The organism is Amycolatopsis speibonae (assembly GCF_042647925.1).
Lineage (GTDB): Bacteria > Actinomycetota > Actinomycetes > Mycobacteriales > Pseudonocardiaceae > Amycolatopsis > Amycolatopsis speibonae.
On the sequence record NZ_JBHRWK010000160.1, the window covers coordinates 32,312 to 46,322 of the forward strand.

General features: G+C 71.1%; 5 protein-coding genes and 1 pseudogene. 2 read left to right on the forward strand and 4 right to left on the reverse strand.

The features are described from left to right. Nucleotides 1-68 precede the first annotated feature (68 nt). The 4 genes from ACFOSH_RS43530 to ACFOSH_RS43545 all read right to left on the reverse strand — a co-directional run bounded on the left by ACFOSH_RS43530 (nt 69) and on the right by ACFOSH_RS43545 (nt 13,277). A complete protein-coding gene (locus tag ACFOSH_RS43530) occupies nt 69-2,504 on the reverse strand; it encodes a methyltransferase (RefSeq protein WP_378247594.1) in 2,436 nt (811 codons plus the stop codon). Next, a complete protein-coding gene (locus tag ACFOSH_RS43535; RefSeq protein ID WP_378247596.1) occupies nt 2,501-8,821 on the reverse strand; it encodes an SDR family NAD(P)-dependent oxidoreductase in 6,321 nt (2,106 codons plus the stop codon). The genes ACFOSH_RS43530 and ACFOSH_RS43535 overlap by 4 nt, the downstream gene beginning before the upstream one ends. After that, a complete protein-coding gene (locus tag ACFOSH_RS43540; protein WP_378247598.1) occupies nt 8,818-12,606 on the reverse strand; it encodes an amino acid adenylation domain-containing protein in 3,789 nt (1,262 codons plus the stop codon). The genes ACFOSH_RS43535 and ACFOSH_RS43540 overlap by 4 nt, the downstream gene beginning before the upstream one ends. Before the next feature lie 176 nt (nt 12,607-12,782). Next, complete coding sequence (locus ACFOSH_RS43545) at nt 12,783-13,277, reverse strand: integrase core domain-containing protein (RefSeq protein WP_378247660.1); 495 nt, start codon at nt 13,275-13,277, stop codon at nt 12,783-12,785. On the opposite strand from ACFOSH_RS43545, the gene ACFOSH_RS43550 reads away from it, so the two are divergent. Further along, nucleotides 13,179-13,436 carry an integrase core domain-containing protein gene (locus ACFOSH_RS43550; protein WP_378247662.1) on the forward strand — a complete coding sequence of 86 codons (258 nt, stop codon included), beginning with the start codon at nt 13,179-13,181 and terminating at the stop codon, nt 13,434-13,436. The genes ACFOSH_RS43545 and ACFOSH_RS43550 overlap by 99 nt on opposite strands. Before the next feature lie 41 nt (nt 13,437-13,477). Next, nucleotides 13,478-13,852: pseudogene (locus tag ACFOSH_RS43555) on the forward strand (response regulator transcription factor); the annotation flags it as partial. Nucleotides 13,853-14,011 lie beyond the last annotated feature (159 nt).

The window sequence follows — 14,011 nt, forward strand, 5'->3', positions numbered from 1 at the left end:
CCTGGCGCAAGGAAGGGGGCCTTCATGTACTTGGCCGGAGCAGGGCACTCAGTCGTGGCGGTCCGCCCTCAGCGCGCGGGCCGGACCGCCGCGAACACCTGGACCCCGACCGCGTGCAGCGGATGCCCGGGCGCGGGCAGCGAACCCAGCGGTTCGAGCCCGGCGTCCGCCAGCCGAGCGATCCATTCCGCCTCGGTGGGGAAGATCCGATCGGTACCCGCCCGGAAATCCCCCGAACCAGCCCGGTCCCGGCCGGGCCGGGGCGACATCAAGAACTGCATCGAGGCGAGGATGTGCCGGATCTCGCGGCTCGTGTCGACGAAGACCAGCAGCCCGCCGGGGTTCAGCGACTCCCGGAACGAGCGCAGGGTGGCGCCGAGGTCGCGGGCGTTGTGCAGGACGTTCGCGCCGAGCACGACGTCGAGCGTTCCCGGCGCCACTCCCTGGCTCGCGGGGTCGCCGTCGATGTCGAATAGGCCGAACCGCACGCCTTCCGTTCCGGCGAAGCGCTCTTCGGCGTCGGACAGGAAGAACCTGGACAAGTCGGTGAACAGGTAGTCCTTGGGCCTGTCCGCCAAGGCGGCCAGCACGTCGGCGGTCGTTCCCCCGACACCCGCGCCGACCTCCAGCACCCGCACCTGCCGCCCGTCCACCGACTCGGCCTGTGCCCGCAGCAGCTGCGCGACGGCACCGTTGGCGTAGCGATTGACCGGGTTGTCCCGGTAGGCGCCCTCGGCCGTGTCCGTCTCACCGTCGGCGAACAGCAACGACTGCAACGCCACCTCGTCGCGCAGCAACTCGGGCAGATACCGGAAGACGCTCTGGAAGAACCTCGTCATCGCGGGCGGATAGCCCATCCCGTCCCGGACGCGGTCGAGACCACCGATGGCTTCCTCCAGCTCCGCCCGCGACACCGGGACCGGCAGCCGGTAGCCGTGCTCGTGGTGGACAGCCATGCCCTCCTCCGTCAGCGCGGCCAGCCACCGCCGCAGGATCCAGCGGTGCCGGGGAGCCACGTCGAGCGCGTCCGCGAACTCGTCCGCCGTTCCCTCCGCCCGCGCCCTGCCCAGGGTGGCGGCCATGGCCCGCACCGCGATCCGGTCCAGCTCGCCCAGGAAGGCCGGGACCTCCGCGGCGTCCGCGTGGTCGACAGCGGCGTCCGCCGCACGCGCCGCCGCGGCGAGCGGGTCGGGATCGACCGCGACAGCGGGCGCCGGGGACTTCCGCCTGCGTGCGGCGCTTCGCACCACTTCGCCGAGACGACGGGTCAGGAATCCGGCGAAGGGTTCGTGTGCGATCGCGCTCCCGGCGAGGTCTTCCACCCCGACAGGGGCGACGGAAGCCGGCGCGACGACCTCCAGCAGCGCCGGGTTCCGCGGGTCGAACAGCACCACGGCGTCCCGGTTCGCGAGCACGTCGGCCAGCTCGCGGGCGGTGACGCCGCCGGCGTCACCGGACAGCAGCCGATTGGGGATGCCAGGCACGTGGACCGCGCGACCCGAATCGACCGCGGTCAGAAGAGCGGCGACGCCCTCCCAAGGAACGGATCCGGGACGGGCGGCGGGTGCGGTGTCCACCGAAAGGACCGCGTCGAAGCGATACCGCACCAGCTCGGTGTCCTCGGTCAGCTGTTTGGGGTGGACGGTGACGCGCACCGGGCGTCCCGCCTTCGCCGCGGCCTCGGCGAGGGTGGCCGGATCGAAGTTGAGCTCGTCGTCCCGGCGCGCACGGGCGGTGGCGCGCACCGCCAGGGTGGCGGGGTCCGGATTGGACAAGGCCTCGATCCGCTCGTAATGTGCCCGCAGCAGCCGGGCGTCCCGGACATCGCCCACCACGAGGATCCCGCCGGGCGACAGCAGTCTCAAGGCGTCCACCACCACCGCGGTCAGGTAGTCGACGTTGGGGAAATGCTGGGTCACCGAGTTGAGCAGCACGCAATCCGGGCCCGTGGCGGGGAAACCGGCGCGGGCCATCGCCGCGCGCACGGCCGGCGCGGCGACCTCGTGAGCCGCCGCCCGGACTTGGGCGTGCCCCGGCGCCGCCTCCGCCGCCAACCTGTCGACGGCGGCCTGGGCGACGTCGGTGCCGACGTAGCCTTCGATGTGCGGCCTCAGCTTCCGGGCCAGCAACCCCGTTCCACAGCCCAGTTCCAGCACGAACCGGGGGCTGTGCGCGAGCACCAGGTCCACGGTCCGGTCCACCCAGTCGGTCATGTGCTCGGCGGAGAACGGTTCACCGGTTTCCGAGGACTTCCACCCGGCGAAGTCCGGCTCGTCGCTTCGCGCTCCCGAACCCGCCGAATAGGTGAAGTCGTAGACCTCCCCCCACTGTTCCAGGTACTCCGCGATCAGCGGTCCCGGTTCGGGACGGACCGCCGTGGCGGCCCGGGCGGGCCGCAGCCGGACGAGGTCTCCGTCGGCCCGGGCGGCGTCGATCCAAGGGTGTTCGGCCAGCGAGGCGATCAGCTCGGCGGACACGGTGGCTCCGTTCTCGATGTCGGTCACAGGAAGGGTTTGACGGCTTCGTCGAGCAGACGCGCGACGACGTCCGCGCCCTGGCCCCGCATGAGCGAGTAGTGGTCGTCGTCGATCCCCGTCACCTCCGCGGGTACCGCCAGATGCGCCGACCAGCCAAGGTCACTCAGACCGGATGGGGTGTCGTCGACCCCCATGCCTATCCCGCTGTTGCGCGTCGACCGCCGATCGGCGCGCACCAGGACGGTGCGGGTCGCGGGGTCGGTGAGCGGGCGCGGCCGGTGGGCGGCCAGCCCCGCCAGATGCCGCTCGAAGACCGCCACCCGGTCACCCAGTGCCTCACGGGCGCCGAGGATCCGGCGTGCCCGCAACCATTCGGTGGCTTCCCGCAGCCGGCTTTCCCGGTCGAGGGCGAGGAACGCGTCCCGCCGTCCGGGGTCGCCGAGACCGAGGTCGATGTCCAGGAACGCTTCCAGCGCGCCGAGATGCCGAACCAGTACCTCGCCTTCGACATCGCCGGTGACCGGGGTGATGTAGGCCGGGTCGTTGGAGTCGAACATCACCAGCAGTTCGATCCGGGCGCCCTGCTCGTGCAGGACGCGAGCCACTTCGTGGCCGAGACTGCCGCCCATGGACCAGCCGCCGAGCAGATACGGCCCGGTGGGCTGCACCCGGCGCAGCACCTCGGCGTAGCGGCGCGCCAGGACGGTGAGATCGGTGGGGGCGGCGTGTCCCATCAGCCCCGGGTCCATGATCCCCACGACCGTCAGCCGCTCGTCCAGCGCGCGGGACAACCCGCCGTAACACAGCACGTCACCGCCGGAAGGGTGGAGCAGGAACAGGGTCCGGTCGCCCGTTCCCTCCCGGAGGGTGATGGCCACGTCTTCCGTCGGCCAACCGTTCCAGGCCGCCGCGTCGGTCAACTCACGCAGGCGCGCGGCGTAGGCGGTGAACACGCGGTCGACCTCACCGGGTGGGAGCACCGGCTCCAACGCGTCCCATTGGACGAGCAGTTCGCCCCGCTGTTCGAGGACCTGATGGTCCAGCCACGTCTGCGGCGTCTGGCTCAGCGCGCCGACCTGCTCCCCCGCCCATTGCAGGTCACGATCGCCGACGACGTCGGCCAGGCCGACCGCGCTGGTGAACACGACCGGCACCGACGCGACCGCCCCGTTCCGGGCGGCCCGTTCGGACAGGACCTCCAGCGCGGAGAACTCACGATGATCCAGATCCGCGAACAGCGTGTCCTGCGTGCGGCGGACGTGGGCGGCGAAATCGGCACCGGTGCGATCGGTTTCGTGCAGCAGCAAGGAAGTGAAGTCCCCGACAACGGAATCGACGGCCGGGTGGACGGCGGGCCGGTCGAACAGCGTGAGGGTCACCGCGAACCGGTCCTCCTCCGCCCAGTCACCGAGGGCCTCGGTGTAGGCGGCGAGCAACGCCGCGGTAGGAGTGACGCCGTGCCGGGCCGCGGCGGCCTTGAACGCGGCCCACTCCTCACGGTCGAGGCGGGCCGACCGGCGGACGAACCGCGCCTGTCCGGAGACGGTGATGTCCACCGGCAGGGCGGGCGCTTCCGGAAGGGTGTCCAGCCGCTCCCGCCAGTAGCGTGCCGCGCGCTTCCACTCCTCGGTGTCCCGGCGAGCTTCGAGCGCGGACACGCACTCGGCGAAGGTGATACCCACTTCGGGGAGTTCCGCGCCGGGGTTTTCGTAGAAGTGCTGGAGTTCCCGGTCGATGATCCAGTAGCTGCCGGCGTCGCAGATCAGGACGTCGAAGCCGAGGAACAGCCTGGTCCGGCCGCCAGGCAGCCGGGCGGCGCGGATCTGGACCAGAGGCCAGCGGTCGGACGGGCCCGGCTGCCGGAACACCTGCTCGCGCAACCGGGACAGGCGCTGCTCGCGTTTGCCCGGATCAGCGGCGGTGAGATCCAGGGACCGGACGCGGTAGCGCGGCACGTGATCGAGCACGCGCATCCGGCCTTGGCGCGTGGTGATCGCCCGCAGCAGCGGATGCCGGTCGATGACCCGGTTCCACGCCGTCTCGTAGCGGTCCAGGTCGAGATCCGGGCAGTCGTACTCCAAGGCGAAGTGACAGGCCGTCCCGCCCAGGGAATAGCCGCCTTCGCGCCCGACCCAGTACGCGTGCTGCACTCGCGTCATCCCGAAAGTGCCGTCGGCGTCGAGGGCGTCGTTGGCGTTCCCCGCCACGGTCGCGGACGGACTCGGCGTCGTTCCAGCGTACGCGGCGATTCGAGCGGCCAGGCCCTTCACGGTCGGTTCCGCCAGCAGGTCGCGCAGACCGAGCCGGAGTCCGTAGCGCTCACCGAGCGCGGCCAGCATGCGGGTCGCCACCAGCGAATGCCCGCCCAAGGCGAAGAAGTCCGCGTCCCCGGCTTCGACGGGCACGCCGAACAGCTCCGACCACATCCGCGCGACGACGGTTTCGATCAGGTCCAGCTCACCGCTCTGCGTCTTGACGTGGCGCGCGGCGGAGACTGCCGCGCGGCGCGTCCGGGCGCGGAGATCGGTGGTGGACACCGCGACCACCGGCGGCGCGTGGCCGGCGCGGGCGGCGGTGAGGACACCGTCGAGAGCGGCCATGCCCGTAGCGGCGTCGAGGGCGAAGTCGAGGTTGACCTCGCGGTCCGTCCCCAGTGGACCGACCTTCCACGCGTCCCAGACCACGCTGACCCAGCGAGGGTCCCTGTCCGGACGGGTTTCGGCGACGGCGTCGAGGAAGCCGTTGCTCGCCGCGTACGGGCCGGTGCCGATCCCGCCGACGAGCGTCCCGGCCGACGACATCAACAGGACCGTGCGCGGCCTCGCTTCCGCCGGGAGCGCGTCGATCGCGGCGCTCAGGGCGAGCACCCCGGCCGCTTTCGCATGCAGGTGCCCGTCCACGTGTTCCGGGCCGATCGCGCGCAACGGGCGGAGGTCGGCCGAGGCGACGACACCGGCCGCGAACACCACCAGCCCGGGGCGGACCTCGGCCAGCACCGCCCCGGTCGCCCGTGCGTCGGCCGCGTCGGCCACCCGGACGGAGACGTCGTGGCCGTCGGCGACCAGGCTCCGCACTGGGGCGAGGCGGTCCGGATCGTCGCCGGACCGCGAAGTGAGCACGACACGGGACCCGTGCCGGGCGAAGTGCCGCGCGATCGTGGTTCCCACGTCCCCGAGACCGCCGACGACGAGGACGGTTTCGACCGACGGCGCTTCGGGAACCACCGGGAACGGCGCGAAAGTACGCAGGAAGCGCCTGCCGTCCCGCAAGGCGACCTCCGCCCCGGGCCGCGCGTCCGGGGCGAGCAGGCCGGCCAGCTCCGCGACCACCGCCGACGCCTCGGCGGTGGTGTCGGTGACGTCCACGGTGCACCAGCGCAGACCGGGTGTTTCCTGGGCGATCACCCTCGGCAGGCTCCGGGCGGCGGCCCCCGCGGGAGCGGGCCGGTCCGCCGCGTCGACCCGGCAGGCGCCGATGGTGACCTGCAGCAAGACCTCGGGACGCGGGTGCAGCGCGGCGACCGCGGCGTGGGCGAAGACGGCCGTGCGGACGTCTTCGGGTTCGTGACTCGCCGGGACCAGGACGACCACTCCCCTCACGGGTTCGCCGCCGGCCTCGGTCACCACGCGCGCACCGGCGTGCGTGAGTGCTTCGGTGACGGGCTCGTGGCCTTCGCCGATGACCAGCCAGGTGCCGTCCACCCGGCCGGCCGCGAGCGGCGCTTGCTGATGCCACACGGGTACCTGGAGAAGCTCCCCGGCGGACTCGTCGATATCCGGCTCGGCGGGCTCGATCCAGTGCCCGCGCCGCTGGAAGGGATAGCCGGGTGCGACGACCCGGCGGCGTCCAGGCCGGTGCGTGGCCGCGAAGTCCACGTCCGCTCCGTGAGCCCACAACTCGCCCAGCGCCGCTCGGCTCGCGGCGAGGTCCGCACCGCCGTTCTCGGTGTCGAACGTGGTCAACGTGGCGGCCAGGTGCGCGAGACCCCGCCCGCGGGCCAACGCGGCGAGGGTCGCGCCGGGGCCGACCTGGACAAGGACCGTGCGGCTGGGAACGGCCAGGACGGTGCCGAGGGCGGCGGAAAACCGCACCGGCTCGCGCAGCTGCCGCACCCAGTGCTCCGGATCGGCGAACTCGCCGCCGACGGGGGCCGCCGTGAGCGAACTGACCGCCGTCAGCCGCGGGACGCCCGCGGTCAAGCCACGCACCGCGGTTCGCATGGCGCCGAGCGCGGGGTCGATGAGCCGGGAATGGGCCGCGGAATCCAGCCGGAGCCGCGTCGGCCTGATCCCTTGGCCGGACAACGAAGCGGCCAGCGCGTCGACGGCGGCGGCCGGTCCGGAGACCACACACGCCTCGGGTGCGTTGACGACGGCGAGATCGACTTCGGGATGTCGCGCGAGAAGGCCGGTGAGCCGGTCTTCTCCCAGCGGTACGGCCAGCATCGCGCCGCCGCCGGCCGCCTGGGCCATGGCGGTGGAGCGCGCCGCGACCAGCCGGGCCGCCTCGGGCAGGGGCAGCGCACCGGACACGACGGCCGCCGCGTACTCGCCGAGGCTGTGCCCGAGCACCGCGTCGGGCCGGACCCCCCAGGATTCGAGCAGGCGCGCGGTCGCCACGGAGACGGTGAACAGGGCGGGCAACCCGGTCGCGGCGGCCTCCGCGGCCGCCTGATCCCCACCCAGCACCACGGACCGGATGTCGGTGCCCAGGTGACCGGAGAAAAGACCGGCGCACTCGTCCACGCAGCGAGCGAAGACGGGCTCCGCGGCGTAGAGGTCCGCGCCCATTCCCGCCCGCTGGCTACCGCCTCCCGGGAAGGCGAACACCACCCGTGGCGGCCCGTCGGCGACGACGGGGGCACCGAACCGGACGGCGCCGTCGCCGAGCGCCACAGCGGCCACCCGGTGCTTCAGCCGGGGCCTGCCCGATTGGAGCGTGTGCGCCACGTCCGCCCACTGTTCTCCGGTATCCGCACTGGTGGGAAGCGCGGCTTTCTCGTGTGCGGAGAACACCAGCACCTGTGGGCGCGGATCCGGTTCGGGAGCGGGACGGTCCGGCGCGGGACCGAGCAGGACGTGGGCGTTGGTGCCGCCGACGCCGAACGAGCTGACCCCCGCGTACGGCGGGGTGTCCCACGGCCGGGTCTCGGTGACGACGTCGAACGGCGATCCGGCCAGTTCCAGCCGGTCGTTGAACGGCCGCGAGTGCAGCGTGGCGGGCAAGGTGCGCTCCTGGAGAGCGAGCACGGTCTTGATGAAGGACGCGATCCCGGCGGCGGAGTTCGCGTGACCGATATTGCTCTTCACCGAGCCGAGACCGCACCAGGCGGGCCCCTGGGAGCCGAAAGCCTTGCGCAGCGCGGTGACCTCGACCGGGTCACCGATCCGGGTGGCGGTGCCGTGTGCCTCGACGTACCCGACCTCGTGCGGGTCGATGCCCGAAACCGCGAGCGCCTCGGCGATCACCCTCGCCTGACCGCGTACGGAAGGTGCGGCGAACCCTGCCTTGCCCGCGCCGTCGTTGTTGACCGCGCTGCCGTGCAGCACCGCCGCGATCGGGTCGCCATCGGCGAGGGCGTCGTCCAGCCTGCGCAGCACCACTGCCCCGACACCCTGGGAATATACGATCCCGGTGCCTTCCGCGGAGAAGGACCGCACACGCCCGTCGGCGGAGAAGATCCCTTCCGGCACGTACCGATAGCCGTGCCCCTGAGGCACGATCAGGGACACACCGCCCGCCACCGCCATGTCGCACTCCCCCGACTGGAGTGCCTGCGCGGCCAGGTGCACGGCGACCAAGGACGTCGAACAGGTGGTGTTGACACTGATCGCGGGCCCGGTGAGGTCGAGCCGATAGGCCGTCTGCAACGGCAGGTAGTCCGGCTGGGTGGCCATCGCGGTCTGGAAGCTGCCGAGGGGATCGGCCCCGCCGCCCGTGGGATCCCAGCGTCCGGCGAGGTTTCCGGCCAGATACGCGCTCTGCGCCGCTCCGGCGAAGACGCCGACCGAACCCACGCCCGTCCCACCGCCGTGGCCGGAGCGTTCCAGCGCCTGCCAGGCGCATTCCAGGAACAGCCGCTGCTGCGGGTCCATCAAGGCCGCTTCGGCGTCGGTGAGACCGAAGGGCAGCGGGTCGAACAGTTCCTGCCCGTCGATGATCCCGCCGACGGGGACGTAGTCGGGATGACGCCGCAGTGCGGCCGGAACGCCTCGGGCGTCCAGTTCGTCTTCGGTGAACCGGCGAAGTCCCTCTCGGGCGTCACGCAGCAACTCCCAGAATCGGTCGGCGTCGGACGCGCCGGGGAAGCGGCACGCGACGGCGGTGACCGCGATGGGGCTCATCGGGCCACCTCGGCGGCCAGCGCCCGCGCGGCCCGGCGGCGAGCCGCGACGTCGTCCTCCTTGCCCGCGCCCGGCACAGGAGGCCCGGCCTCCTGCCGGCGTCGGCTGATGAAGAGGGCGAGATCGCGCACGGTCGAATGGGTGAAGAGATCGACCACCGTCAGGCCCGGCGCCAGCTCCGCGGCGATGCGGCGGTGCGCCAGCACCAGGGTGAGCGAGGTCGCCCCGAGTTCGAGGAAGGGCTTACGGCTGTCCACAGTGGTCTTGAGAAGGTCTTCGAGCACCTCGGTCACCGCGCGCTCCACGACGGGATCCGGCAAGTCCACAAGGGACTCCACGACAACCGTGCCAGGGGGCGGGGCGATCCAGGACCGGCCGAGATCGATCGCCAGTACACCGGATTCCGGCAGCCGCTCGACCAGATCGAAACCCCTCGCGGAGGCCCGTTCGCGCGCCTCCGAAGCCCAGTCCGCGGCGGCCGCGAGGGCCTCCACCGGGCCGAGCCTGCCGGCGTCGACCGTGATCGTCACGCCGAGGCCGCGCGCGCCCGCCGATTCCACCAGCACACCGAGATCGTCGACCGTTTCCTTGGCTCGCGAGGGCGTCGGCTCCGTCACCCGGTCGGCGACAGGCACCGGAACGGCCGCACGACGGTACGGATTGTCCAGTGCGGCGTAATCCACCTTCCCGTTGCCGGTGACCGGGAATTCGGCGAGATGGACGAAGCGGCTGGGCACCATGAACTCCGGCACCGAGGCGCGCAGCAACCCGACCAGGTCCTCGTCGGACGGCGGGGCCGCCGGGTCTGCGGGAGCGACGAAGGCGACCAGACGTGGACGGCCGTCCGGTCCGGGCACGGCCTTCGCGACCGACTTGCGCACGCTGGGAGCGCGGTCGAGGACGGATTCGACCTCGCCGAGTTCGATCCGGTGCCCGCGGATCTTGACCTGCCGGTCGACCCTGCCCAGGAATTCGATCGTGCCGTCGGGGCGCCACCGGCCGAGGTCGCCGGTGCGGTAAAGCCGCCGCCCGAGGATGTCGTGCCGCACGAAACGTTGCGAGGTCTGCACCGGATCACCGACGTACTCCCGGGCCAGCCCGTCACCACCGATGTTCAGTTCACCCGCGGTCCCGACGGGACACGGCGAGCCTTCCGAGTCGAGGATGTGGAAGGACTGACCGCTCAGGGCCCGTCCGTAGGGAATGCTCGGCCAGAGCGGATCGACGGCCTCGATCGGGTAGCAGACCGACCAGATGGAGCCCTCGGTCGCTCCGCCGAGAGAGACGACCCGCGCTTCGGGCGCCAGGGCACGCAACCGGTCCGGCAGCGTGACGGGGATCCAGTCGCCGGACAGGAACACCAGGCGGAGGCTCTCGACCGCGGACCTGGCCGACTCGGGATCGATCTCGGCGTACTCGACGAGCATCTCCAGCAGTGCGGGCGCGGTGTTCCACACCGTCACACGGTGTTCGGCCATGAGTTCAAGCCAGTGACCCGGGTCGCGCCGGCGTCCAAGGTCGGGCAGGACCACCGCGCCACCGGCGCCCAGGACCGAGAAGACGTCGTAAACGGAGAGATCGAAGCTGAAGGCGGACAATCCGAGCACTCGGTCGCCGGAGCGCAGCGGGAACCGCTCGGCGAGATCGTCGAGGGTGGTGCGCACGGCACGGTGCTCGATCGCGACGCCCTTGGGAGTCCCGGTCGATCCCGAGGTGAAGATGGCGTAGGCGAGATCGGAAGGTTCGGCGATCCGCGGCTCACCGGCGGCGCCGGGCAGGACACCCTCCGGCGTGAGCCGGTGCACGATCGTCCCTTCAGGCCACCGGGTGCCGGTTCCCGGCGCGACCACGGCGTGTTTGATCGACGCCCGCTCGCAGACCGCGGCGACCCGGGCGTCCGGCCAGCCGGGTTCGACAGGGACGTAACCGGCACCGCTGCGGTTGACCCCGAGCATCGCCGCGATCTGGTCGGCGCCCTTGTCCGCCACGACGGCGACGAGATCACCGGGGCCCAGCCCGGCTCCGGCCAGCGAAGCCCCGATCCGCCCGGCACGGACGGCGAGTTCGTGGTGGGTCAGTGTCCGGCCGGGAGCGAGGATCGCGGGCTCGACGGCGTGACGTGATGCGGCCTCGCGAACTGGGCCGTCCAGCAGGGGGCCCGCGCCGGGATACGGGGCCGCGGTGAGCGGCGGCGAAGGCAGGAACGCCGGGTCCCAGCCCAGGGCCCGGTCGGTCCACGCGTCGTCGTCGACGGCGAGCAGGCGCAGCAGCCGCACGTGGGCGTCGCGCATCCCGTCCGCGACGTCCGGAGCGAGGGCGCCGTCCACGCTGTCCCAGGCGATCTTCAGCCGCCCCGCCTCGTCGTAGACGATGTGGTCCACCAGGATCTGCGGCGTTTGCGACACTCCGAACACCTCGCGCCCCAGCCAGTCGGCGTGTGCCGGTCCCTCGCCCGCCAGCCCGACACCGCTGGTGAAGACCACGGGGTGCGAGGGCGCGGCGGTCAGCTCGTCCGGCCGCTCCGCGACCTCCACGGCGGACACCGATCGATGCTCCAGATCGGCCCAGAACCGCCGGTTGACCGCGGCCGCATAGCCGGCGAATCCCTGCCACGAAGCCAGATCCGGGACCACCGTCTCGACGAGGACGGTGGTGGTGAAGTCGCCGATGACGTCTTCCGATCCGGGAGCGCGATCGGCCGCGGGCGAATCGAAGAGCGTGGTGTTGAGACTGAACGGCTCGGTGGCCCCCCAACGGTCAAGGACCAGCGCGAAGGCCGCCAGTAGCACACCTGTCGGGCTCAAGCCGTGCGCGGCGGCGCGGGTGCGCAACGACGTCCATTCAGCCTGCTCCAGCCACCCTTGCCTGCGTGTGAACCGCGGGACACCGAGTTCGGCCGCCGAAGCCTGCCACGGCAGGGCCGGGCCGGGCGGCAGGGCCCTTTCCGTCCAATAGCGGCGGTCGGCTTCGGTTCGCTCGCGCTCGGCGGGATCTTCCGCGCGGCCGCGCAACATTTCGGCGAACGTGGTCGTCTGCCCGGGAAGCACCGCGTCCGGGTCTTCGACGTAGACACCCCATTCGCGCATGAGCCGGAACCAGCCCCCCAGATCCGAGGCGAGGACGTCGACGCCGACATGGATCCGGGTGCGGCCGCCGGGCAGCAGGGTCGCGCGGATGTCGAACAGCGGCCACCGGTCCGCCGGGCGGACCTGATGCGAGTGTTCGGCGCGCAGAGCGGTCAGCGCGGCTTCCGGATCCGCCGTGGTGCGCAGGTCGGCTCGTTCGATGCGGTACTCGGGCACTTCCGGCAGCACCCGTTGCCGCCCGTCGGGCGTGACGACCATGCGCAGCATGGGATGCCGGGCCACCACCCGGTTCCACGCCGCCTCCAACGCGGCGAGGTCGGCCTCCGGATCTTCGGCCGTCCGGTCGTACTCGTGGTAGAAGAACGTCGCCACCCCGCCGAGCGGGAACAACGGTTCACGCCCCACCAGATAGGCGGACTGGATCGGCGTGAGCGGGAAGGGCTCGTCCACGGCCGAGCCCGGATCGCGTTCACCCCGCGCCACGGTGCGCACGGTCGCCCCGCCGAGGAACGCGGTCAGCGGAAGGTCCAGCCCCAGTTCCGTGAGAAGCCTCCGGCGCAAACGCACCGCGGTGAACGACTCCAGCCCGAGCTCGCTGAGCAACGCGTCGGCGTCGACTTCGCCGTCGGGCAGGCCGAGCACTTCCGCCGCGTGCTCGGCGACGGCGGCGAGGTTCTCGGACACGGGCGTGGAACTCATACGTTTTTTTCCTCCGTGGCGGGGACTTTCAGACGGTGCCCCTGTTCTAACAGAGAACGATAATCATTTCCAGTTCTTGTGAAGGTTGCTACTTTCCCTTCACGTGGCCCTGACAGCCCGTGTCTGCCGTTCCGGTGGGCCTTCAACCACTCGGCGACGTCCTTCAGCACGTGGCGTCAGGTTCGCCGCAGCCCCCGCTTCACGGATTTGGTCAGATGACCAAGGACGTAGTGGTCCGCCCTGTACATGACGGCACGCTGTCGACGGGTCACCAGGCCCATGCAGCCGGTCCAGCTCTTGATGACGACTCTGTCTTCTGTCGCGTGGCGGTTGGGTTCGTAGGTGTTGGGGTCGAGGTAGCCGAGACTGGAGTGCAGTCGGCGGGTGTTGTACCAGCCTTCGATGTATTCGAAGATCGCCTTGCGCGCGGTGGTGCGGGAGGGCCAGCCGCGACGGTCGAGCAGTTCCGCTTTGATGGTGGCGAAAAACAATTCAGCGACGGCGTTGTCCCGGCACTGTCTGGGCGGAGGTGTACTGCGATCCGTTAGGCCGACCGTCTTACCGACGCGGGAATCGCGCGTTCTGTCGGCCGGAAAGGCGACTCCTACGATAACGCGTTGGTGGAGTCCGTCAACGCGCTTTACAAGAAAGAGGTGATTGGTCAGGAAGATTCATGGAACGATGTCGCGGAGGTCATGACGACTATCGCGGAATTGATTTACTGGTACAATAACGAGAGGCTGCATTCGTGGTGCGGGCATCGCCCGCCACTGGAGTTCGAACAGGACTACTGGCACGACACACCCGAGCAGCCCCCGGCTGCGGCATGAGACGAAGAACCATGTCTCCACGAAAGCCGGGGCTGTCCAACGTTTACCGCGCGCCGCACGCCGGAGCCAGCGGGTTCCTGTCGAAGAGCCTGCCGCCGGAGGAGCTGCTGACCGCGATCCGGGTGGCCGCGCGCGGGGACGCCCTGATCGATCCGTCGGTGACGAACCGGCTGATCAGCCGGTTCGCCGGCAGCCTGGCACCACCCTCGGCGCCGCCGTTGCCGGAGACGCTGACCGCGCGGGAGCGGGAGGTGCTGCTGCTGGTGGCGAACGCGCACAGCAACGCGGAGATCGCGGCCCAGCTGCATGTTGGCGATGAGACCGTGAAAACGCACGTGTCCCGGATCCTGGCCAAACTCGGGCTGCGGGACCGGGTGCACGCGGTGGTGTACGCGCATCTGAACGGACTGGTCTGAGTTCGGCGGCTGGCCGAAAGTGTATCGCGGCCGCCGGATCAGGTAGCCAAAAGTATCGTTATCCAGAGAACGGTGAAAACACTGCTCAAAATCGTTCTTCCTGAGGCTGGTTCCGAGTTAGTGTGACGTTCACGTGGTCTACCAACGGGAATGTTACCT

Bases quoted from the DNA above. Each gene is read 5' to 3' on its own strand.
- ACFOSH_RS43535 (WP_378247596.1), bottom strand. From the start codon at position 8,821: ATGAGCCCCATCGCGGTCACCGCCGTCGCGTGCCGCTTCCCCGGCGCG.
- ACFOSH_RS43540 (WP_378247598.1), bottom strand. From the start codon at position 12,606: ATGAGTTCCACGCCCGTGTCCGAGAACCTCGCCGCCGTCGCCGAGCAC.